This window comes from Blautia obeum ATCC 29174 (genome assembly GCF_025147765.1).
GTDB classification, from domain to species: domain Bacteria; phylum Bacillota; class Clostridia; order Lachnospirales; family Lachnospiraceae; genus Blautia_A; species Blautia_A obeum.
This window is the reverse complement of the sequence record NZ_CP102265.1, coordinates 1,812,041-1,833,710: the sequence shown is the minus strand read 5'-3', so window position 1 is coordinate 1,833,710 and position 21,670 is coordinate 1,812,041. Positions and strand designations below refer to the sequence as shown.

Genomic DNA, 21,670 nt, shown 5'->3' with positions numbered 1-21,670 from the left:
TCCTTTCCTATGTTGCAGGCATCAGGATATCTTGACTGTTTTCCTGATCCGGCTGCGCGTGTGCAGGCATCACCCCGCACATATGCGCCATCATTGCAGCGATCGCTGTGTCAAATTCCGGTTCCAGCTTTTCGTACTGATCATCCGGCATCGTTTCCCATAGCTTTGTCTGAATTTCTCTGATACCGATCATGGCATTCATCAATCTATCCTGTGTCAACAGCTTCTTCGCGCTGTATTTCTTTAATTCCGGTTTTACAAATTTGTTTTTATCTGCCATCAGTCTTCATCCTCCAAGTCAATCAGCCCCAATGCTTCCGCATCGTAGACATCCATAATCCCGATGACAGCATATCCTTCAATGATCGCACTGGATGTCTGTGCATCGTCGGCGCATGTGATGCATACACGCATCTGTTCACCTGTTGATCTTCCATCACGGAATGCAAGCAGTGTCAAAATGTCCTTTTCTTTGTATCCTGCCTGATCCTCTTTCACAATCATGTGGCGGATCTTTCCTTCTTTGATGTCTTTTAATAATTCCGCTGACACTCGCATCATCCGCGCTTTCTTTTCATCCGAAGGCAGGTTCTGCATCTTTTCTTCCTGCTCCATTTCAGTCAGCTTTTTCGCCGTTTTCCTGTCGATTGCCGCCTGTTCCTCGTCATATCGCTGTTCCGGCGTCTTTTCAGCTTCCGCCTTATCAACATAACGATCACAGTCCTGACATGTCCCTGTTTTCACGTTGCATTCTGAATATCGCTGGCATGAATAGCAAAGTGATGTGATGCTTTCCGGATGTGCCTGCTGCCATTCTTCTTCCTGCTCCTCTTCTGCTTCCTCCTGCTCCCATTCCTCCGGATCTTCCGGCAAATTCATCTGTCCCGGAATTTCTGCTTTCTCTGCTGCTTCTTCGATCTCTTTCTTTGCCTGTTTCACTTCTTTTAATGACAGTCCGCCTTCTTTGTACTTTTCCAGCAGTTCCATCTGCTTATCCTCTGCCATTCCGCTAATTTCATATGCTGCTGAGAAGGTCAGGCGACCTTCTTTCAGTTCTGCCGAAAATTCCGGAATCAAATGCTTGTTAATACTTTCAATCTGTGCAATCTTCGTTCCTGTCGTGTTCATGATTGAAGCGATCACATCACGCAGACGTCCGCTGTCCAGTTTGTACCCCTGAAGCGTCAATCCATTATCTTTCATGTACTGAAGCGATTCCTTCAGGCGTTTTTCCTCTTCCAACATGTCCACGATCGTCTTGTCACGATACGCATTCGCAATGATCAGCTGTACCATTTCTTCATTCTCTTCAGCTGCGCTTTTGATCTGGCATGTCACCGTTTCAAAATCTTCATATCCCTTTTCCAGTAACAAATTCAATGCGCGCCATCTTCTTTCCCCGGCGATGATCTTATATTCTCCGCGTTCACACGGTGCATATGCCACTGTCATATTTTCCATCAGACCAACCGCCAAGATCTCCTGTGCCAGCTGTTCAATTCCCGGCATCGAATAAAAATTTCTGTCATTGCTGTAAATCTTCCGGATGCTAATGTCCCGTGTCCGGAATCTTGCTTTCGGTTTCTCTTCTGCTGCTGCCTTGCTGTTTTTATTTAAGGCATCCATTACGCTCCATCCTGCTGCCATGTTTATTCCTCCTCTGCTTTCATCGTGATCGTTATCTGTTCCAGCACATTCCGGCTTGCGTTCTTCACATCCGCGTGTGAATCACTTCTGTCTTTTTCTATGTACTTCTGAATCAAACGCTTTGTCTTCTCCGGATCCAGAATGATCCTAAACTTCGCAATCGCTTCATCGAACCTTTTCTGTATCTGTTTATCCGTCATATTACTATCATCAATTTCACGAAAGATCGGTTCCGCTTCCGATTCGTCAATCTGATCAATAATGTCTGTGATCTCCTCTTGCAGATCCTGCATTTTCTTTTTCAGTTCGTCCGCCTGCTTTGCCCTGTTCTGAAGCTGGTTAAATGTCTTCAGGCTGATCGTTACCTGTCCATCAATTTCCATGTCTATCCCTCCATATCTTTCAGCAGTTCCGTCACAACGTTTCGATAGTCCTGCGTAACAATGCAATTTTTAGAAAACTTCGGAAGCGGCACGCGCTGCATGGTTGCCTTTTCCGCAATGATGGATCTTCTAACAGCCGTCACGAAGCAATCCTGTCCAGATGATTCTTTCAGCCACGCTTCCACCTGAAGGCTTGTCTGGTTCTTCTGCCGCATAGTCATTAAAATCTTCATGCGAATCCTGTTATTCAGGCTTCGCAGATCTTCCAGCTGTTCATCCATGTTTGCGATTGCTTCAATTTCAAATCCGCCGATCTTAACCGGAAGGATCACAAGATCTGTCGCCACCAGAACATTCGTCACGGTCATATCCAGCAGCAACCCACAATCAACCACGCAATAATCATATACATCCTGTACTTCCAGCATTGCAGCCGCAAAGCGAAGGATCTGATCTTCTTTTTCGTTCAGCAACAGGTTCATGTTAGTCCGCATCAAATACCCATTCGCTGTGATGATGTCAACATTGTGATACGGTGTTGTCTGGATCAGATCTGTTGTCTTGTAAGATCCCCCTACGCTTCTGTGTCTTTCCAGTAATTCGGACATCCCGATCCCTTCCGGTTTGTATCTGTCATACAACATTGATACATTGCCCTGCTGATCCGCATCAACCAACAGCACCTTCTTTCCCTGTTCTTCTCCCAGCAGGTAGGCGATCGAAGCCGCCGTCATTGTTTTGCCGATTCCGCCCTTCTGGTTCATAATTGCGATTGTTTTCATGATGTGTACCTCCTATTTCACAATTTTGAATTTTTTTCTGTTTCTTTTTGCCTGTTCCTCCGTGATGATATATTCATCGCATTCCTGTTTCCATTTATCCGGATTCTTCGTATCTCCGTCATACCATCTGCACCACTCGCAGGCATCGCAAAATATCTTTGCTTCCCCTGCCGTTTTATCTTCGCTGTATAAATTGTTCGCGCAGTGATTGCAGATGCAGCCGCCGCAAGGAAAAGCATAATCACTTCGCTTCATAGTATTCGTTATACTGGCAACGCTTGCACTTCCGATCCAGCGTTCCGTCATCCGGATTTCTGCACCCGGTACATTCTCCGCGGCTGCTGATCACTGCTTCCTTGAATCCGAATTTTTTCTGCCTTTGTGCCAGTTCGCAGTTCTTCAGTGCTTTCCTTGCCTGTTTTGATCTTTCTTCTACTCTTTGAAAATAATACATTTCACTTTCCCGTTCTTTCTGACCATCAAGTTCTGTTCTGACATTGTATCTTCTCTGTTTCCAGTATCAATTTTCTTCAGGTTGATATATTCTTGCAGCACCCGGATCGCTTCTTCTGCCCCATAACAAACTGTGCAGTAATGTCCTGCTGCCGCCAGTGCCTTCAGCATCTTCTTCTGGCTGTCTTCCAGTCTTCCGGCGTCGTATTTCATTTCAATATACAAACCGCTGTACATCCCCATCGGAACCGGAAGACATAGATCCGGAATTCCAGTTTTCACGCCCATCTGTTTCAACTTCACTGCTTCCGCTTTGTTGCGGCTCCCCCCATTCGGACAATGATGCAGCAGTTCCAGTTCCGGATGCGCGTTTTGATTCCATCGCGCCCAGTCCATGACGCTCATCTGCTCTGTATCCTCGCTTCTTCTTGCATATCTTCGATTCACTCTTCTTCCTCCTTGCATATGTTCCAATATTTGCAGAACAGGCAGCAGTGATGACATTGCCGGATCATGATCATACGGATCATGTGCCTGATCTTCTTCGTGATGTTCCTGATCATCCGCATCCCTCCTCTGCTTTCTTTTTCTCTTCCTTCAGCTGCTGCGCTCGATCCATAATCTTCGTGTTGTATGTATACTTCACAACGCCCTGATCCCACAGATTCGCTTTTGCGCCCTGCTTCCCGTAGTTGTAAACTGCCAGTGTATAGTACGGAAGATCTTCATCTGGTACTGTTCCACGAAGATCGTTCTGGATTTCTGACAGATAATTCACGCCAACCAGCACATTCTGATATGGATTCTTCAAGTCATACGCTCCCAGTTCTTCCATCCTTTGCATATGCCATTTTTCCGACACCTGCATCAAACCGATTGACGTTCCATTGTCGCCTTCAGCGTCCCATCTGCATCGGGATTCCTGTTCGATCAATGCAAAAACCATTTCATAATCGACGCCATTCTGTTCGCATACAATGTATGTGTATACCTGAATGATCGTCGGTAACTCTCCGCCTGCCGCCTTGCATTCTTCAGATATTTCATGATAGTAAAATCCTGTCACTTGATCGCTCCCCCAGTCCTGCGACATTGTATTCCACGGAAAATCATATGTACCGTACAGACTTTTGCATCCATATACATCCGTCATGTCTGTCTGCTCCACTGGATCCTGCCGATCATACAATTCTTCGATCTGTTCCTGCTGCTGCCGGATCTCCTGATCCCACGCCTGCACCTGCTTTTCAAATTCGTGCATTTGTATTGTCAACACCAGCAGGAAAATGATCAGCGGCATCGCAAGCATTGCCGGATGCCTTGCAATGAAATCCCATACAGCACATACGATCTTCAAAGTCTTCCTGATCAGTCTTTTGATCTTTCTTCGTGCCGTTCTCCTACTTCTTGCCCTTGTCATGTGCCGTTCCTTTCCTCAACCGCATCCGCCCGTATATGTAGAACCTGCCGTTGAACGTGTTATATTTCACTTCTGCTTCAGCAAAATCATATTTATCGCCATACCATTTCATCAAATAATCGCAGACGTTCAGATCTCCTTTTACGATCCTGTCCACATCCTTCTGTTTTGTTTTGTAATGATTGACTTTTTCTTTCGGTTTCCGCAGTCCCTTTGATGCACACCATGTCTTTTGATACTTGCCTTTCTTGCTTTTCTCTTTCGTGATGTACCTTGCCATTCCGACCAGACCGTTTTCATCCCTCTGAAGCCTTCTGATTTCATTTCTTTTTCCAAGATTCCAGACCGCTTCAACCGTGTCCATATCCACATCGCCATCCATAACGATGTGATGATGCCAGCGTCCTTTTTCACTGCATTCTGTGACATACACATATCTTGCATTACTCAATCCCTGCTTCTTCCGCTGATAATTCAGTCGCCTGATATAGTTCTGCATGTTCTTCGTTGCCACTTCCATCGAAGCAGGCATATTGTCATCCGTGTATGTGAATGTCGCCCATATATCTCTATCTGTGAAGTTCTCACCGATCACCCTTTCGCACATCTTTTTACTGTTTTTATCATTCAGATTCTTCTGTGCTTGTCTTTGTCTTTTTCTCTTCCCTTCATCCGGGATCTGATCTTTCTGTCCCTTTGTAAATTCTGGATAGATTTCCACTTCCAGCTGATCACCTGATCGGATCTCCTTCGTTGCATAGATGCTTTTCACCTTGCCTTCCTTCAGGATCCTTTCTTCGTTTGCTTCCTCCATCTTATCCAGACTATTCATGTATGCTGCTTCATAGTCGTAAGGGACATATACAGCCTTCCTTCTTTTCTTTCTCATTCCCTTTACTTCCTTTAGTTGAATTGTTAGTATCCATTACAAGGTCGTTTTAGGAAGTCCAGAAAAGCGCGGATTCATTGACTTTTCAGGCTGTCCGGTGTACAATATTTTTGATGTGTACTATGGTTTTCGGGCATCGTCCTGAAGCCACTGTGAAGCCTTCTGGTGCCGCCAAGCATACCAGAGGGCTTTTTATATTACCCTACTTTTCTAACGTCCTGCATCGCCTTCCTGACGCTCACTGTCATGTCATTACTCCTTGATAAATTGTTCTGTTTTGAATCTGTCACCCATGTCCATAAAGTATCCGTACAAAAATTCTTTTTGTCTTTTGGTCAAACTTTTCATATTTGTCACGATATACCCTCCGCATCCTGTGGGGTTATGAATCAAGCAGTATCCTTTTACTTCCGATAAAAAATCGCGCATCAAATGTCCGATTTCGTTATCTCCATTTTCTTTTACCCATTTCCAGTATTCATCGACAAAGCCTTTTCTTTCGCATATCATTTCCGCTGACTCTTCATGCGTTCCGAATGGTGATTCTGTAAAGGTTCCTTCAGGCGATAGCCACCCGAATTCCTTATGTTGTACTTTGCTTTCCCTCTGCTTGCTTTGATCTTCTCCTTGCCCCGGCATTATTCCAGCATTAAAGTCTGCAAGATGTTTTCTGAATTTCTCCATGTCGATTTCCCGTTTAACAATTTCTTCGTAATTCAACGGTTTCCCTTCTTCTCCATCTTTCAGAAGTAGCATTCGACATGTTCCCCATTCCATTTCAGAAAATCCCAACCCATAACATTCCATCACATAATACATGCCTATCTTCAGATCTGGTTTTTGTTTCACTTCTATTGCATCAATAAAATTTTTGTTTCCCAATGCATTCCATACAATGTGAAAATAATATGCAAACCCTTTTTCAAATGACTGACACTTTCCTGCTTCATCAAGTACAATACAAGTGTCACGCTTCCCGTCATAAACATGATGTTTGCATGATTTGTTATTGCATTCGATTTTTCTTTTTCCCATTCTTAAATCCTTTCTATGTACTGCCTTCCGGTATAATCAAATCTGCGCCCATCCAGCGCAGTCATATATATCACCACATCCCTTCCGGCAACATCTGACGCTGCGTTGATGCTTTTCACATTAAAAAGCATCTGAAAACCTGTTGAACATCCGCATAGAATTCTGGCAGTCTATGCCCGCCGCTATTTTTCCACAGTGTTCATCGGACGGCTATCAGCTTGCCATCGTCAGCGATCACGTTGCCATCGTGACCGGACGGGGCTTGCACCCCGTTTCGGCTTTACTCCCCGTTGAACATTTCTTTCAGAAGATCTTCGATGCCTGCTGCCACTTCCTGCCCCGCTTCCGCAAGCTGTTTGATCAGATCTTTTTGTTTTTCCATTTCTTCCTGTGTCGGAATCTCTACTGCCTTGCTATCCTGTTCCATTCCCTTAAAGATTGCATATATCACCAGCATACAATCTTCTTTCGTTTTGAACTCCGCGATCTCCTCTGCACATCCGTCAAACACCTGAATCGTATGTCTGATATTTTCAGTTTTTCTTTGCTTGTAGTCTTTTGATTCTTCGTATCCGATTCCTTCTATGTGACCGGACATGTTATAAATCCGTGTTTTGTCCTGTGATAAAATGTACATCCCTTCACCTTCTTAATAGTCATAATCAATATTTTCATCTGCTTCTGTGTAATATTCCCCGTCATAGCCTTTCGCCATTAGCTGATCGTAGCAGTCCCGGCAAACCAGTCTGAACGTGATCCCGTTGCAGTCCCGTGTGAACTGCATGTCACTTCGTTTCACCGGATGTCTGCACACGGGACATGTCCGGATGTCAGTCGATCTTTTCTTTGTCACTGTCGTTCCTCCTCTCTGTTCTCTTTCATCAGCCAGATAGTTTCATCATCGTTGCAAATTCCGAAGTATTCATCTGTCCGTGTAAAGTTGAATTCAATTCCATAAAACTGTCTGATTGCTAACTTGAAAACTTCCCATCTGTCCTGACAGCTTTTACAGGTACGATCCCAGTATCCGAAGCCCAGCCCCTGATCTGGATCGCCAATTCCCGGCGTCGCTTTTCTTCTTTCTTCCAGTGCCTGATCCCACGCTTTGATCGTTTCTTCCAGTTCTCCGCCCATTTCTGTCATCATAAATTTTTTAATATTCAGCTTCATATTCTTCCGCCTTTCATATGTACTTCCCCGATCCTTTTCGGGGAATAAATTATATTGCCTTCTGTGCCATGTCTGCGCTGTACTGCTTTCGGTTTCCATTTTCTGCGCCACCCCTTTTCAGTTCGTGGTAGATGGTGGCTCTGTGAACGTCCATTGCTTCCGCTATCTCTTCTGCACGCTTTCCCTGTTTGCACATCGCTTCAATGGCTTTTCGGTCTTCATAATTCAATCTTTTATATTTCCTTGCCACGTTCTCATTCTCCTTTCCTTTGTAAATAAAAAATGCGGTAAGAGTTTTTAAGCTCTACCGCATTCTGCTTTTTGTGTAAAAAAATAAATGCGGCAGAGGTTTAATACCTCTTATCGCATTTAATTTTAAAACTTATAAAATTTCTAAATTTTTCACATATAAACTCAGCCGTTTTGATACCATCCATAGCAGCTGACGTGATGCCTCCTGCATACCCTGCACCTTCCCCGCACGGATATATTCCCTCTATATTAGAATATCCCTCACGATTTCGTACGATTCTTACCGGCGAAGAAGTACGGCTCTCCACACCACTCAGAATCGCGTCGTTCCGGTCAAATCCCTTCAGTTTCTTTCCAAATGCAAGAACACCTTCTTCAATCGAATCACCGATTTCTTTCGGCAGGATTGAGCGTACATCAGCAAATACATGAGCACCTTTCATCTGAGGTTCGATTTCTCCAAATGCAGAACTCTTCTGATGTAACTTGTAATCGCCAAATAACTGAACCGGAATTTTTCCTTTTCCAATTTCCCATGCTCTCTTTTCCAGGTTTCTCTGAAATGCAATCCCTCCAAGTGGACCTTCTTCCGGGAAATCCTCTGGAGTGACCGTTACGATCAGCGCACTGTTTGCATTTTTGCTGTCACGCGCCTGATAACTCATTCCATTGACTGCCAGCATTCCCTGTTCAGAGGATGCGTTAACCACATAACCGCCCGGACACATGCAGAATGAATAAACGCCTCTGCCATTTTCACAGGTATGTGTCACTTTATAACTTGCAGCTCCCAGAAATTCATTTTCCTCTTCTCCATAAAGATCGTAATTGATCATTTTCTGTGGATGTTCCATACGAAGTCCGACCGCAAAAGATTTCGGTTCCATATAAACACCACGTCTGTGAAGCATATCAAACGTATCCCGGGCACTATGTCCCAGTGCAAGCACACAGGCATCTGCCGGTATCTTTTCTTCATTATTGACTTCAACTGCAGTCAGATGACCGTTTTCGATGCAAAGATCTGTCACCTTTGTTTCAAAGCAAAAAGAACCTCCCATCTCTTCAATCTGATGACGCATCGTTTCAACAATGCCAATCAGTACATCTGTTCCAAGATGCGGTTTCTGTTGATAAACGATTTCCTCCGGTGCGCCTGCCTCTACAAAACGTTTCAGAACCTCATGGTTACGTCCATTCGGATCTTTTACCAGTGTGTTAAGCTTTCCATCTGAAAAAGTTCCGGCACCGCCTTCCCCGAACTGCACGTTGGAATCCAGATCCAGCACTCCATCTTTCCAGAAGCGATCTACTGTTTCTTTACGTTTCTGCGCCTCCTGACCGCGTTCCAGAACCAGTGGACGATAACCGGCTCTTGCCAGATACCAGGCGCAGAAAAGTCCTGCCGGTCCACTTCCAACAATAACCGGCACATGCTCCAGTTTCTCTGTTCCCGGCAAAGGAAACTGATAATCCTTTTTATTGATTGACATAATGTTATTATTGTGAACTCTTCGCAAAATTTTTTGTTCAGCAGCTGTTTTCACATCTACTGTATAAACAAATTTTTTGTCATCCTTATGTCTTGCATCCAGAGACTGACGGACAATCTCATAGGAAAATGTATCTTCCGCACATTTAAGTGTCTTTGCAATTTTCTTCTTCAGCTGTTCCGGAGTGTGCTCCACCGGAAGCTTCAACTGTGTAATTCGTATCATAAATTCTCCTTTGCGCTGCTGCGCCCTGCCACAACACCGCTTGACCATGCCCATTGAAGATTATAACCTCCACAGGGACCATCTATATCCAACAGCTCTCCGGCAAAATAGAGTCCCTTATGCAATACGGACTCCAGTGTTTCTGGATTGACCTGTGAAGTATCCACCCCTCCGGAGCAGACCTGTGCCTGTTCAAATCCGGAACTGTCCTTTACTTCCAGCTCATATGACGTAATCGTGTCACAAAGATCTTTTTTTTGTTTTCGGAACATTTTGATCAGTTTATCAGGCAGCAGTCCCAAAAGCAGCTCTGCAGCTGACTGATATGGACAGATTTCCTGCCTTTTTTTCAAATATTCCTGTAAAGAAGCTTTTGTATATTCCGGAAGAAAGTTCACAGACAGCGTTACTTTTTTTCCTTCATCCAGTGCACGGATTGCATAGCTGCTCAACTGAAACACCGGTATGCCGGAAATTCCATAATCCGTCAGCTGTACTTCCCCACTCTCTTCTACAAATCTCTTTCCATCAATCAATAATGTAACTTTTGCGTCCGTACGAACACCTGCCCATGCAGAAAAAACATTTCCTTTACATCGAAGTCCTGTAAGTGCAGGCAGGGGGCGGATAATATGATGTCCGAGATTTGCTGCAAGCTCATAGCCGCTGCCATCCGAGCCTGGGACCTGTGAAGCTTTAGAGCCATTGGCAAGGATTACCTTATCTCCTTCATAAGTCCATCCGGAAGTCTCTACCTTCCATCGTCCATTCTCCCATGAAACAGATTCTGCATGTTCCCTTGTTTTGATTTTGACCTTTAAAGCTCTTGCTTTCAATATCAAGAGTTCCGGAATACATTTCGCCTGATTGCTTCTGGGATACAGCCATCCATTACGTTCTGTAAAAGCCACCCCAAGTTTTTCAAAAAAAGCAAGTGTATCCTCCAGCGTAAACTGTGCCAGAATTTCTTCCACAAATTCCGGATGCTGGCCTCTGAAAATATCGGGACGCATGTCTCTGTTCGTAAGATTACATCTGCCATTCCCTGTCACACAGATTTTCCGGCCCGGATTCTCATTCTGTTCAAGGAGCGTAACTGCCGCACCATTCTCTGCCGCTGCAATTGCAGCGGCCAGTCCGGAAGCACCTCCCCCTACAACGATCACCTGTGTTTTTTCACCCATATCGTCTCCTTCATCTGCTGCCGCCTGCAACAATTCTTCCTTCTATCTTTACGGAAGTGTCACAATATTCGCATCTACCAGTTTCTGCAAAGACATCAGTACGCCCAGTTTTGCGTGCTCCCATGTAAGACCTCCCTGAAAATATACCGCATATGGTGGTTTTACCGGACCATCTGCCGAAAGTTCAATAGATGAGCCCTGTACAAAAGCCCCCGCCGCCATGATAACCTGGCTGTCATATCCCGGCATGTCCCACGGTTCTGGATCCACATAACTGTCCACCGGCGCCGCTGCCTGGATTCCCTTACAAAATGCGATCAGCCCCTCCGGAGTTCCAAGTGTCACAGCCTGAATAATATCCTGACGTGGCTCGCTGCCATTCGGAACAACAGAAAAACCAAGTTTTTCATAAATATTTGCTGCAAAAACAGCTCCTTTTAATGCGCCTTTGGTCACCATTGGTGCAAGGAAAAAGCCCTGATAGAACGAACGGTTTACACCAAGGGAGGCACCGACCTCCATGCCAAGTCCCGGACATGTCATACGCGTTGCCGCATTTTCGACACATTCCTTCGTACCCGCAATATAACCGCCAATCGGTGCAAGTCCGCCACCCGGATTCTTGATCAGAGATCCGACGATCATATCTGCTCCGACATCACTTGGTTCTATCGTATCTACAAACTCTCCGTAACAGTTATCCACCATACAGATAACGTCCGGTTTGATGCTCTTGACAAATGCGATCAGTTCTCCAATCTGTTTTACAGAATAGGAAGGTCTGGTCTGATATCCCTTAGAACGCTGAATCTCAACAAGTTTCGTTTTTTCATTGATTGCCGCACGAATCGCATCATAATCAAAGGTTCCGTCTTCTTTGAGATCTACCTGTCTGTAAGTTACTCCATATTCTGCCAGAGAGCCTCTGGACGGGCGGATACCAATTACTTCTTCAAGTGTATCGTATGGCTTTCCTGCCGGTGCAAGAAGCTCATCTCCCGGACGAAGATTTCCAAATAAAGCAATTGCCAGTGCATGAGTTCCGCAGGTGATCTGGGAACGAATCAGACATGCCTCCGTATGAAAAGTATCTGCATATACTTTTTCCAGAGTATCTCGTCCAAAATCATCATAGCCGTAGCCTGATGATGACTGGAAACATTCTGCACTTACTTTGTTTTTCTGCATGGCCATCAGTACTTTAAGCTGGTTATATTCCGCAGTCTTGTCAAACTGTTCAAATCGTTCCTTCAGAGATGCTTCGATCTCTGCTCCAAAATCATAGACTTTGGATGAGATTCCAAGCTGTTCATATAATTCCTTCATGGTTATTTTATGATCCTTTCCAATTGTATCTGATTTATTGCGTCTTCTAACTGACTATCCCAAAATATCATGTTCTTTAAGAACACTCAGCATATATTCCAGAATTTCTTTTTCATCCCAATGAAATTTGTCTTTATCAACCCAGATCACATCCGACTCCCGTCGAAACCAGGTCAGCTGCCGCTTTGCAAAATGTCTGGTATCTCGTTTCAGGATACGTACCGCCTCTTCCAGTGGATATTCCCCCTCCAGATAAGCCAGGATTTCCTTATATCCCAGTCCCTGCATGGATACCATACCACGATGGCAGCCCTCACGTTTCAGTCCTTCCACCTCTTTTACCAGTCCCTCTTCCAGCATCTGATCCACTCGTTTGTCTATCCGCTCATAGAGAATATCTCTTGGCGCATTTAAAACAAAATATGCCAGATTATACGGACTTGTCTGTTTTTTCTGTTCTTCATTATGTGCAGATATAGGCGTACCATTCTGATGATAAAATTCCAGTGCACGGATCACACGTTTTACATTGTTTGCATGGATTGTATCCGCACTTGCCGGATCTACTTCTTTCAGCCTATCATGAAGATACTCAGCACCTTCTGTTTCCGCCAGTTTTTCCAGCTCTGCACGGTAAGTGTTTTCCTGCTGCGCCTCTGTAAAATCAATATCTCTGGTTACCGCCTGAATATAAAATCCGGTTCCTCCGACCAGAATCGGTATCTTTCTTTTTTCATAGATTTCCTCCATAGCTTCTTTTGCCATCTGCTGGAATTTTACGATATGAAATTCTTCTTCCGGTTCCAGAACATCCACCAGATAATGCTTTACTCCCTGCATTTCCTCCGGACGGATCTTCGCAGAACCGATATCCATTTTTTTATATACCTGCATGGAATCTGCAGAAATAATCTCACCGTTTACCGCCTTTGCCAATGAAATAGAAAGACTTGTTTTGCCAACTGCTGTCGGCCCGGTAAGAACGATCAAAGGTCTTTTCATAATCACTCCTGTATAATTCTTACACGATTCGTTTAAACTTCTTTTCCAGTTCTGTTCTGGTCATTGCAATGATCGTCGGGCGTCCATGCGGACAATGATACGGATTTTCCAGAGTCAGAAGTTCATCGATCAGTTTTTCTGCCTCCTGCTGCGACATAGCATGGTTTCCCTTAACTGCCGCTTTGCATGCCATCGTTGCAAGTCTGGCAGCAAAAATATCCAATGTATCTTTACTGTTATTAGATGCCAGATTATCCAACATTTCCAGAAACAGTTCTTCCTCTGTCAGTCCGTACAGATTCGATGGTACCGCACTGATGCGGTATTCTCTGCCGCCGAAATTCTCGATCTCAAAGCCAAACTGTTCAAAATAATTCATATTTGCTTTCAGTACTTCTTCTTCCTGCATGCTCAATGCCACGATCAATGGAGGATTCAGATACTGTGAATCAATCGAATGTTCCCGGAACTGTTTTACCATACGCTCATAATATACCTTTTCGTGTGCAGCATGCTGATCGATTATATAAAAATTGTCCTCAAACTGTACCAGCCAGTACGTATCAAAGATCTGTCCGATCAGGTCAATCCGACTTCTGGATTCTGGTGCAAGCAGTTTCTCCTCAAAGAGTTCAAGCTGCTGTGGTGGAGTCTGTTTTTCAGTCTCTCTCGATACTGCTTCCTGTATTTTTAGTTCTTCTGCTTCCGTTTTCTGCACATAGTCTTGTTCATAATCTTGTACAGACTTCTGTACAATTTTCTGTTTAACCTGTGTATCAACCTTCTCAGGCACAGTATTTGTTTTCTTCGAAGAATTCTGAAATGACTCTGGCACTGTCTGCCTCTCTGTCAGTTTCTTCACTTCGTCCAGTTTCTGATTCTCTCGCAGTGTACCACTGAACATTTCTTCTTCATCTTTTGAAAATGCCGGACGATAAGATGCTGCCGGCTCTCGTACAACAGAATAGACTGGTTTTTGTGCTCCGTACAGTTCTTCACGACGTTTCTGCTCAAATGGTTCCGGTACAGCTGCACGCGTAACTTTTTCTTCTTTATCCTCTTTAACAGAAGAACTGTCTACAGATACTTTCGGAATCATTTCTCTTCTGGTCAGGGCTGCACGTACAGTATCATAAACTGCATCGTAAACTTCCTGTTCTCTCGCAAATCGTACCTCTCTTTTTGCCGGGTGCACATTAACATCCAGATCGTTCCCCTCCATTTCCATACGAAGAGAAACAAATGGAAATTTATGCTGCATCAGGAAACCCCTGTAAGCATTTTCGATTGCTTTTGTAATAATATTATTTTTAACATATCGTCCATTGATATAATAGTTCTCAAAAGAACGATTGCCTCTGGCAATTTCCGGTTTACCAACAAATCCCTCAATTTTCATAAAGGAATTTTCCTGTGATACCTCCAGAAGTGCTCTGGCGATCTCTCTGCCATACACGCTGTAAATAACATCCTTCACACTGTAGTTCCCGGATGTATGCAGTTTCACCTGCTTATTCTGAATATATTTAAAAGAAATCTCCGGATGGGACAGTGCAAGCTGCTCCATCAGCGTATGAATATAATTCGCCTCAGTCATATCCGACTTCAGGAACTTGCTTCTCGCCGGTGTGTTATAAAAAAGGTTCCGAACAAGAAATGTAGTTCCCTCCGGTGCTCCCAGTTCTTCCAATGAATGCTCCTGTCCACCTTCGATCACATAACGGGAGCCGCTGACAGAAGACGGAGTTTTTGTGATCAGTTCTACCTGAGAAACAGCAGCGATACTGGAAAGTGCCTCACCACGAAATCCAAGAGAAGCAATATGTTCCAGATCTTCCACCTTTTCAATCTTACTTGTTGCATGACGGAGAAATGCAAGCGGAATCTGCTCTGCTTCCATTCCTGATCCATTATCCGTAATTCGGATCAGTTTCTTACCACCATCTGTAATTTCTACTGTTACCGCAGTTGCTCCTGCGTCTATCGCATTTTCCACAAGCTCTTTTACGACAGAAGAAGGTCTTTCTACAACCTCTCCGGCTGCAATCTTATCAATTGTGTTCTGGTCTAAAACTGCAATTTTTCTCAAAGCAACCTCCCATTACCAAACCACGTTTTATCATTTTTACCAGCGGTTTTTAATCTTGTTCTGCAAATTATACAAAATATTCATAGCTTCCATCGGTGTCAAATGGGTCATATCCAGATCACGGATCTCGTCCACGATATCATTGTCCTGTACCGTATCAAAAAGAGACATCTGAGCCATATCCACCTGATCATAAACAATTTTCTGTTTTTTCTTCGGAGCCGTCAGATCCTTGACCGCAGCCGTGATATCTGCATCACTGAGTTCTTCTACCAGTTCCTTTGCACGATTAATAACGGAATCCGGCACACCGGCAAGTTTGGCAACCTGAATACCATAGCTCTTGTCTGCACCGCCCTTGACAATCTTACGAAGAAATACAATATCATCGCCTTTTTCTTTAACCGCGATACAATAATTATTGACTCCCGGAATCTTACCTTCCAGCTCTGTAAGTTCATGATAATGTGTGGCAAATAAAGTCTTTGCGCCACAGAGTTTCGTATTACTGATATGTTCGATCACGGACCATGCAATTGCAAGTCCGTCAAAGGTACTTGTGCCTCGTCCAATCTCATCCAGAATCAACAGGCTCCTGGATGTGGCATTTCGAAGAATATTTGCTACTTCTGTCATTTCCACCATGAAAGTACTCTGTCCGCTTGCAAGGTCATCGGATGCACCGACACGTGTAAAGATTCGATCCACAATGCCAATATTTGCTTTCTCTGCCGGAACAAAACTTCCGATCTGCGCCATCAGAACGATCAATGCTGTCTGACGCATATAAGTGGATTTACCAGCCATATTCGGACCGGTGATAATGGAAACTCTTTTTTTCTGATTGTCCAGATATGTATCATTTGCAATAAACATATCGTTTTCAATCATCTGCTCTACAACCGGATGACGACCATTTTTGATATCCAGAACACCATTTTCATTGATCTTCGGTCTTACAAAATTGTTTCGTTCTGCCACAAGCGCAAGAGAGGCAAACACATCCAGTGCTGCAATCGCCTTGGCAGTTTTCTGGATACGTACGACTTCTTTGCCAACTTTGTCACGGACATCTGCAAACAATTCATATTCCAGCGCATACAGACGATCTTCAGCTCCAAGGATCAGATCCTCAAGATCCTTCAGCTCCTGTGTAATATAACGTTCGGCATTGGTCAGTGTCTGTTTGCGAACATAATTATCCGGAACCTGATCTTTGAAAGAATTCGTCACTTCCAGTGCATAACCAAATACACGACTGTATTTGATCTTCAGTGTCTTAATGCCGGTACGTTCTTTTTCTCTTGCTTCCAGTTCAGCAAGCCACTTTTTGCCATCAGTTCTTGAGTGACGATATTTATCGACATCTGCGTTGTAACCTTCGCGGATGATTCCGCCGTCTTTCTGTGCAAGCGGTGGCTCATCTGTGATCGCACGTTTGATCAGATCCGTCACATCTTCCAGCGGATCCATATCCTCAAAAATCTGTTTCAGGATCGGTGCTTCAAATTCCTGAAGGATCTGTCGGATATATGGAATCATCTCCAGTGAAGATGCAAATGCAACCATATCTCTCGGATTCGCTGACTGATAGCTGATACGGCTGATCAGACGTTCCAGATCATAGATTGGATTCAGATACTCTCGGATCTCATCACGAAGCATCGGCTTCTGAGTCAGTTCTTCTACTGCTCCCAGTCTGAGATTGATCTCTTCTGCATCGATCAGGGGCTGTTCCACATAACCTCGAAGTGTACGTGCACCCATTGCTGTCTTTGTCTTATCCAATACCCAGAGAAGAGAACCTCGTTTCTGTTTTTCACGGAGTGTTTCGACCAGTTCCAGATTACGACGACTGGAACTGTCAATCAACATAAATTTATCTGCTGTGTAGGGATGAATCGTTGCCATATGAGACAAAGCTGTTTTCTGAGTTTCATTCAAATATTGAAAAAGTGCTCCTGCTGCGATCACTCCACTGTCATAGTCCTGAAGTCCAAGACCTTCCAATGTATTTACATGAAAATGTTCCTTCAAAGTGCGTTGGCAGAGACTGTCATCAAAATACCAGTTATCTAATGGAAAAATGCATATCCGCAGACGGTCCTTCAAATCTTCTGTATCAACTCCGCTCATAAAAAAAGCGTCATTACAGATAATTTCCGCAGGGACAAATTTATTGATCTCATCCAGAAGTTTCTGAGGTTTATCTACTTCTGTAAGAAAACAGTCACCTGTGGTGATATCTGCAATGGCACATCCAAAATGATCCTCCAGAGAAACAATCGACATCAGATAATTGTTTCTGGATTCATCCAAAGATGTGGCATCCAGAGTTGTTCCCGGTGTAACTACACGGATAACTTCTCTCTTAACAAGACCTTTTGCTTTCTTAGGGTCTTCCACCTGCTCACAGATTGCCACTTTGTGGCCTTTCTCGATCAGTCGTTTGATATATGTCTCGGCTGCATGAAATGGAATTCCGCACATCGGAGCACGTTCTTCCAATCCGCAGTCCTTACCGGTAAGCGTCAGTTCCAGTTCTTTGGATACAAGGATTGCATCATCAAAAAACATCTCATAAAAGTCGCCAAGTCGATAGAACAGGATGCAGTCCTTGTAATTTTCTTTTGTTTTACAATATTCCCTCATCATCGGTGATAATACACTAATATCCTCCGGAAACCCAGTATTTATGCGGCTTTTAGAAGTCCCAGATGTTGATTTGACCACATTATTACGATAGTTTTTTCCCTCGTTAGTGTTTTTGTCTATACTCAAGTATTTAAACCTCTCTTTAAAATTTTATCTCCATTTGCAAAATCAGGTTTCTGTTCCGTATTTTTGAATATACAGTTCGTATTCGTCATCTATATGTTCTTCTTCAATGTGTGTATAATAATTAGTCATTTTTTCATCAGAGTGTCCAGCTATTTTCTTTACTGTAGCGGCATCCATTCCCGATTGAATGCATCTTGTTACAAAAGTATGACGGAAAATATGAGGATGAACATCCATTAAATTCGGGTCTCTGTTCTCTTTTTCTGCCAGAGCAATTTCATGTTTATTAACAATCCCAACAATCCGCCTGCATTCTGTTTGAGCTGATGATGGAAGATAACTTCTTCCTGAAGATGTTGTAAAAATCAGACCGGGATATTTTTTTAAAAGTATATTTGGTTTTCCCCAGTTTTTCCCCAGTTTTTCTTTATCACGATCCTGTTTTTCCTTCCAGCTCATAAAAGCAGCAATCACTGCATCCGTTAATGGAACCTTTCTATTGCTGGCACTTTTCTTTGGTGTTGTAATCTGAATAGTAGAATACCTTTCAGGAAGTTCATTTCCTTTCAAATCATAATATTTTGTAACTCTGTTTAAGGTTTTATATACACGAAGCTTTTCATGCTTAAAGTCAAGATCACACCATTCTAGGGCAAGTGCTTCCCCTATACGTAATCCTGTATGAAGAAGAATAAAAAAGAGTTCATAATACCGGGTATTCTTGCAGCTCTCAAGGAAACGATGAGTGTCATATATACTAAGACATTTTTCATCTTCTTGTTCCTGCATTATCTTCTCATCAGGTATTTCACCCGGTTCTTCTTTAGGCAGTTTAATATCGGCTACGGGATCTATGGGTATCATTTTTCCACCATATGCCTTTTTGAAAAGCTGACGGACTACACTTAATGATTGTATTACCGTTGTACGTGCATATCCTTCTTCTTCGAGTCCCTTTATCATGTCAAGAATATGTGTTGGACGGACCTCTATTAACCTCATGTAACCAATATATTCTCTTACTCGCTCAAAACCATTTACATAGTTACTTAAAGTGGTTGCTTTAACAGAATGCACCACATAAATAAGCATCCATTTTTCATACCACTTTGAAACAGAAATTCTAGGATCATATCCTGCAATTCCGGGGGAAACATTAGCAAGGTAGGCATTTCTTTCTTTTTTTAGATGTTGTAAATTTGTACCATAAATTGAAAACGTTTTTCCTGTACCGCGAACGAAAATTCTGGCCTCATATCGTCCATCTTTTCTTTGATATAATCCTTTTCCTAATTCTTTACCCTTTAAGTTTTTGCCCATAACACCACCATCCTTTCTGATGATAATGCATGGCACTGGATATATATTTTAGCACAACAAAAAAAAGCTTTCAAGACTGCCGATCTATCCATTTTTGAAATTTTTTCTTATCAATCAGTGTTCTGCGCCCAATCCGTACCATGAAACAGTTTTCATTCATCAATGATCTCATTGTTTTCTCAGAAAGTCCTGTAAGCTCACAGGCTTCTTTAACGGATATAAGAATTTTATCGTTGTTTGCTTCCGGCTGTGTTTTTTTTCGCAACATATATAACCGGTCAATATCTGCAGGCAGATGATATTGACCGTTCCTCCTCTCTACTATTATATAAATTCTAAAAAAGGCTGCCTGCTGGCCTTATAGATTAATCCAATGTTCTACGTTCCTGTTGGCTGACATAATACTCCACTGCTTCCTGTAAACTGCATCCGGCCCTATGGCTTCGACTTATTACACTGCTTTTATTTATTCCTAATTCCTCACAGCATACTTTAAGCGATGGATAAACAGTTCCATGATATTCAAATTCCGGGTTACTTAACATTTTTTTCCTTTTTCTCGTCATAAAATGTGTAAACGATTCTTCAAGAGAACAATTCTTATCTCGTGCTCTTTGTCTCACACATATATCATCAATACCATATTTTTGACAACATGCCCGGAGACTTCGATATTCTATTCCTTTAAATGTAAATTTTTGTATTCTTTCGGCAATCATATCTTTATTTTCAATAAAATGCTCCAATGATTCTTCCATAGTACAATTCAATCTATATTTTCTTGAAGATACACTGTCAGCGTTGACTCCATATTCCAGACAGCATTCTTCCAAAGACCTATAGGTTTTGTCTCTAAAAATAAATACCGACGGCTGTGTTTCCATTCTGACTTTCTTTATGAAATGATCCAAAGATTCTTCAATGCTGCATTCTGTTGTTTTGGCACGGTTACGCACACTGGAAGCATTAACGCCGTATTCAGCACAACATGCTGAAACACTTTTATACCTTTTCCCTTTATAAAAGAATTGCATTTTCGGTGTTTCTGTTTCCTTTTTTTGAATATAATATTTCACAGCTTCTTCCCATGTACACTTTTTTCGCCAAGTTCTACTGCGTACACTAGATTCATTAATTCCATAGAATTCACAACATTGTCCAAGTGAGATATATTTATTTCCCTCATAAAAAAAAGCCTCTTTCGCACGATGCCTTTCTTTAGACATCACCTGATTTTCAGGAATTTCTTCTTTTTTCGTTACTTCTTTTGGCACACAGCCTTCCATATGAGAGATAATTTCTTCCATAACATCCGCGTGAGGACGTTTCGCTTTAAATACTGCTGAACTTACTGACTTTGGCTTTAATCCATACGCAAGACAACATTCCGTAAAATTTTTGTATTCTTTTCCACGGAATTCAAAGGCTCTTTTCTCTTTAGATTTGATATAATGTGTAATCGCACGTGTAGAAGAAACCCCATTTTTTTCCATATACAAACGTACTGATATAGGATTTATCTCCAGGTCTTCACAACATTGAGGCAGTGATGGGTATTTCACACCATGATATGTGATTTCATGTGCCTTTTTCCATTCTATTGCCCGTTCAATCGCTTCCTGTGGTGTGCATTTTCGATTCCACATATCGGTCTTGACAGAATCTTCGTTTAAATCATAAAATTCGCAGCAGGTCTTAATGCTGGCCCATTTTCGATTTCGGAATATGATCTCTTTACTTTTTTTCAATTCAATAAAATGTGTAATCGCTTCTTCAGTTCTACATTTATATTGATTCTGATACGCCATTACACTACGGTAACATATTCCATAAAAATTACAGCATTTATGCTTACTTTCAAAAGTTCTGCCATTGTACACAAATTTGAATTTCTCCATGTAATTTGATCTGATTTTACGTGGCATAAAAACTTCTTTCCTCCTTTTATCGTGATTGGATCTGATACATGTCAAAACATTTTGCCAAACAAAAAAAGACACTCCAAGAGTCCATTTTACTCTTTTTGTGTCTTTATCGGTTGATCCGCAGACGCGGTATAAAGTATAAAATTCTGACCTCGTATCAGAATAAAATTTGTGCAATCTGCCTTGCAAAATGTTCAATTTTATCGTATCATTCCAGATACTTAATGTCAATTTCACTACAGGCTTTAAACAGTAGCAGCTGGGTAGTATTTTACTCGTATTCCTGCGAATACA

Annotated in this window: 23 protein-coding genes; all 23 read right to left on the bottom strand. The window is 42.7% G+C overall.

What is annotated here, in order from left to right:
- Positions 1-7: 7 nt before the first annotated feature.
- The 23 genes from NQ503_RS08680 to NQ503_RS08570 all read right to left on the bottom strand — a co-directional run bounded on the left by NQ503_RS08680 (position 8) and on the right by NQ503_RS08570 (position 21,376).
- Complete coding sequence (locus NQ503_RS08680; protein ID WP_005422876.1) at positions 8-280, bottom strand: hypothetical protein; 273 nt, start codon at positions 278-280, stop codon at positions 8-10.
- Positions 280-1,647: a ParB/RepB/Spo0J family partition protein gene (locus NQ503_RS08675; protein ID WP_259892423.1), complete on the bottom strand. Its 1,368-nt coding sequence runs from the start codon at positions 1,645-1,647 to the stop codon at positions 280-282. Before NQ503_RS08675 ends, NQ503_RS08680 begins: the two co-directional genes overlap by 1 nt.
- Positions 1,648-1,649: 2 nt before the next feature.
- Complete coding sequence (locus NQ503_RS08670) at positions 1,650-2,030, bottom strand: hypothetical protein (protein ID WP_005422879.1); 381 nt, start codon at positions 2,028-2,030, stop codon at positions 1,650-1,652.
- 2 nt (positions 2,031-2,032) lie between these two features.
- Positions 2,033-2,812 carry a ParA family protein gene (locus tag NQ503_RS08665; protein ID WP_005422881.1) on the bottom strand — a complete coding sequence of 260 codons (780 nt, stop codon included), beginning with the start codon at positions 2,810-2,812 and terminating at the stop codon, positions 2,033-2,035.
- Between the two features lie 12 nt (positions 2,813-2,824).
- Positions 2,825-3,118 carry a hypothetical protein gene (locus NQ503_RS08660; RefSeq protein WP_226861596.1) on the bottom strand — a complete coding sequence of 98 codons (294 nt, stop codon included), beginning with the start codon at positions 3,116-3,118 and terminating at the stop codon, positions 2,825-2,827.
- Positions 3,054-3,266, bottom strand: coding sequence for a hypothetical protein (locus NQ503_RS08655; RefSeq protein ID WP_005422884.1), 213 nt, complete (start codon positions 3,264-3,266; stop codon positions 3,054-3,056). Before NQ503_RS08655 ends, NQ503_RS08660 begins: the two co-directional genes overlap by 65 nt.
- Positions 3,245-3,712: a VRR-NUC domain-containing protein gene (locus NQ503_RS08650; protein ID WP_242650126.1), complete on the bottom strand. Its 468-nt coding sequence runs from the start codon at positions 3,710-3,712 to the stop codon at positions 3,245-3,247. The genes NQ503_RS08655 and NQ503_RS08650 overlap by 22 nt, the downstream gene beginning before the upstream one ends.
- Positions 3,713-3,824: 112 nt before the next feature.
- A complete protein-coding gene (locus NQ503_RS08645; protein ID WP_005422889.1) occupies positions 3,825-4,685 on the bottom strand; it encodes a transglycosylase SLT domain-containing protein in 861 nt (286 codons plus the stop codon).
- On the bottom strand, positions 4,666-5,574 hold the full coding sequence (locus tag NQ503_RS08640; RefSeq protein WP_005422891.1) for a rolling circle replication-associated protein: 909 nt from the start codon (positions 5,572-5,574) through the stop codon (positions 4,666-4,668). Before NQ503_RS08640 ends, NQ503_RS08645 begins: the two co-directional genes overlap by 20 nt.
- A gap of 252 nt (positions 5,575-5,826) precedes the next feature.
- Positions 5,827-6,609 (bottom strand): hypothetical protein, encoded by a 783-nt coding sequence (locus NQ503_RS08635; protein WP_005422892.1) that lies wholly within the window; start codon positions 6,607-6,609, stop codon positions 5,827-5,829.
- A 280-nt stretch (positions 6,610-6,889) separates the two neighbouring features.
- Positions 6,890-7,246, bottom strand: coding sequence for a hypothetical protein (locus NQ503_RS08630; protein ID WP_005422894.1), 357 nt, complete (start codon positions 7,244-7,246; stop codon positions 6,890-6,892).
- Positions 7,247-7,258: 12 nt separating this feature from the next.
- A complete protein-coding gene (locus tag NQ503_RS08625) occupies positions 7,259-7,462 on the bottom strand; it encodes a hypothetical protein (protein ID WP_005422896.1) in 204 nt (67 codons plus the stop codon).
- Positions 7,459-7,779 (bottom strand): hypothetical protein, encoded by a 321-nt coding sequence (locus tag NQ503_RS08620; RefSeq protein WP_005422897.1) that lies wholly within the window; start codon positions 7,777-7,779, stop codon positions 7,459-7,461. Before NQ503_RS08620 ends, NQ503_RS08625 begins: the two co-directional genes overlap by 4 nt.
- A 49-nt stretch (positions 7,780-7,828) precedes the next feature.
- Positions 7,829-8,029 carry a helix-turn-helix domain-containing protein gene (locus NQ503_RS08615; protein WP_022426977.1) on the bottom strand — a complete coding sequence of 67 codons (201 nt, stop codon included), beginning with the start codon at positions 8,027-8,029 and terminating at the stop codon, positions 7,829-7,831.
- A 100-nt stretch (positions 8,030-8,129) separates the two neighbouring features.
- The gene (locus NQ503_RS08610; protein WP_005422899.1) at positions 8,130-9,749 is read right to left on the bottom strand and encodes an NAD(P)/FAD-dependent oxidoreductase; all 1,620 of its coding nucleotides are present in this window, start codon (positions 9,747-9,749) and stop codon (positions 8,130-8,132) included.
- Positions 9,746-10,933 carry a BaiN/RdsA family NAD(P)/FAD-dependent oxidoreductase gene (locus NQ503_RS08605; protein ID WP_005422900.1) on the bottom strand — a complete coding sequence of 396 codons (1,188 nt, stop codon included), beginning with the start codon at positions 10,931-10,933 and terminating at the stop codon, positions 9,746-9,748. Before NQ503_RS08605 ends, NQ503_RS08610 begins: the two co-directional genes overlap by 4 nt.
- A 48-nt stretch (positions 10,934-10,981) precedes the next feature.
- Entirely contained in the window at positions 10,982-12,259 is a 1,278-nt protein-coding gene (locus tag NQ503_RS08600) for a methionine gamma-lyase family protein (protein WP_005422901.1), read from the bottom strand.
- Between the two features lie 54 nt (positions 12,260-12,313).
- Positions 12,314-13,261, bottom strand: a complete 948-nt coding sequence (miaA, locus tag NQ503_RS08595; RefSeq protein WP_005422902.1) for a tRNA (adenosine(37)-N6)-dimethylallyltransferase MiaA — start codon at positions 13,259-13,261, stop codon at positions 12,314-12,316.
- Between the two features lie 19 nt (positions 13,262-13,280).
- Positions 13,281-15,350 carry a DNA mismatch repair endonuclease MutL gene (gene mutL, locus NQ503_RS08590; protein WP_044925020.1) on the bottom strand — a complete coding sequence of 690 codons (2,070 nt, stop codon included), beginning with the start codon at positions 15,348-15,350 and terminating at the stop codon, positions 13,281-13,283.
- 36 nt (positions 15,351-15,386) lie between these two features.
- Complete coding sequence (gene mutS, locus NQ503_RS08585; protein ID WP_005422904.1) at positions 15,387-18,005, bottom strand: DNA mismatch repair protein MutS; 2,619 nt, start codon at positions 18,003-18,005, stop codon at positions 15,387-15,389.
- A 168-nt stretch (positions 18,006-18,173) separates the two neighbouring features.
- Positions 18,174-19,451 carry a tyrosine-type recombinase/integrase gene (locus NQ503_RS08580; RefSeq protein WP_005422907.1) on the bottom strand — a complete coding sequence of 426 codons (1,278 nt, stop codon included), beginning with the start codon at positions 19,449-19,451 and terminating at the stop codon, positions 18,174-18,176.
- 70 nt (positions 19,452-19,521) lie between these two features.
- Entirely contained in the window at positions 19,522-19,719 is a 198-nt protein-coding gene (locus NQ503_RS17905; protein WP_005422911.1) for a helix-turn-helix domain-containing protein, read from the bottom strand.
- 97 nt (positions 19,720-19,816) lie between these two features.
- Positions 19,817-21,376 (bottom strand): hypothetical protein, encoded by a 1,560-nt coding sequence (locus tag NQ503_RS08570; RefSeq protein WP_044925023.1) that lies wholly within the window; start codon positions 21,374-21,376, stop codon positions 19,817-19,819.
- Positions 21,377-21,670: the final 294 nt, after the last annotated feature.

Excerpts from the sequence above, each read along its gene's own strand:
- NQ503_RS08630 (WP_005422894.1), bottom strand. The coding sequence starts at position 7,246 with ATGTACATTTTATCACAGGACAAAACACGGATTTATAACATGTCCGGT.
- NQ503_RS08620 (WP_005422897.1), bottom strand. The coding sequence starts at position 7,779 with ATGAAGCTGAATATTAAAAAATTTATGATGACAGAAATGGGCGGAGAA.
- NQ503_RS08635 (WP_005422892.1), bottom strand. The coding sequence starts at position 6,609 with ATGGGAAAAAGAAAAATCGAATGCAATAACAAATCATGCAAACATCAT.
- NQ503_RS08640 (WP_005422891.1), bottom strand. The coding sequence starts at position 5,574 with ATGAGAAAGAAAAGAAGGAAGGCTGTATATGTCCCTTACGACTATGAA.
- mutS (WP_005422904.1), bottom strand. The coding sequence starts at position 18,005 with ATGATGAGGGAATATTGTAAAACAAAAGAAAATTACAAGGACTGCATC.
- NQ503_RS08570 (WP_044925023.1), bottom strand. The coding sequence starts at position 21,376 with ATGCCACGTAAAATCAGATCAAATTACATGGAGAAATTCAAATTTGTG.
- NQ503_RS08645 (WP_005422889.1), bottom strand. The coding sequence starts at position 4,685 with ATGACAAGGGCAAGAAGTAGGAGAACGGCACGAAGAAAGATCAAAAGA.
- NQ503_RS17905 (WP_005422911.1), bottom strand. The coding sequence starts at position 19,719 with ATGTTGCGAAAAAAAACACAGCCGGAAGCAAACAACGATAAAATTCTT.
- NQ503_RS08605 (WP_005422900.1), bottom strand. The coding sequence starts at position 10,933 with ATGGGTGAAAAAACACAGGTGATCGTTGTAGGGGGAGGTGCTTCCGGA.
- NQ503_RS08665 (WP_005422881.1), bottom strand. The coding sequence starts at position 2,812 with ATGAAAACAATCGCAATTATGAACCAGAAGGGCGGAATCGGCAAAACA.
- NQ503_RS08655 (WP_005422884.1), bottom strand. The coding sequence starts at position 3,266 with ATGTATTATTTTCAAAGAGTAGAAGAAAGATCAAAACAGGCAAGGAAA.
- miaA (WP_005422902.1), bottom strand. The coding sequence starts at position 13,261 with ATGAAAAGACCTTTGATCGTTCTTACCGGGCCGACAGCAGTTGGCAAA.
- NQ503_RS08670 (WP_005422879.1), bottom strand. The coding sequence starts at position 2,030 with ATGGAAATTGATGGACAGGTAACGATCAGCCTGAAGACATTTAACCAG.
- NQ503_RS08675 (WP_259892423.1), bottom strand. The coding sequence starts at position 1,647 with ATGGCAGCAGGATGGAGCGTAATGGATGCCTTAAATAAAAACAGCAAG.
- NQ503_RS08680 (WP_005422876.1), bottom strand. The coding sequence starts at position 280 with ATGGCAGATAAAAACAAATTTGTAAAACCGGAATTAAAGAAATACAGC.
- NQ503_RS08580 (WP_005422907.1), bottom strand. The coding sequence starts at position 19,451 with ATGGGCAAAAACTTAAAGGGTAAAGAATTAGGAAAAGGATTATATCAA.
- NQ503_RS08610 (WP_005422899.1), bottom strand. The coding sequence starts at position 9,749 with ATGATACGAATTACACAGTTGAAGCTTCCGGTGGAGCACACTCCGGAA.
- NQ503_RS08660 (WP_226861596.1), bottom strand. The coding sequence starts at position 3,118 with ATGACGGAACGCTGGATCGGAAGTGCAAGCGTTGCCAGTATAACGAAT.
- NQ503_RS08600 (WP_005422901.1), bottom strand. The coding sequence starts at position 12,259 with ATGAAGGAATTATATGAACAGCTTGGAATCTCATCCAAAGTCTATGAT.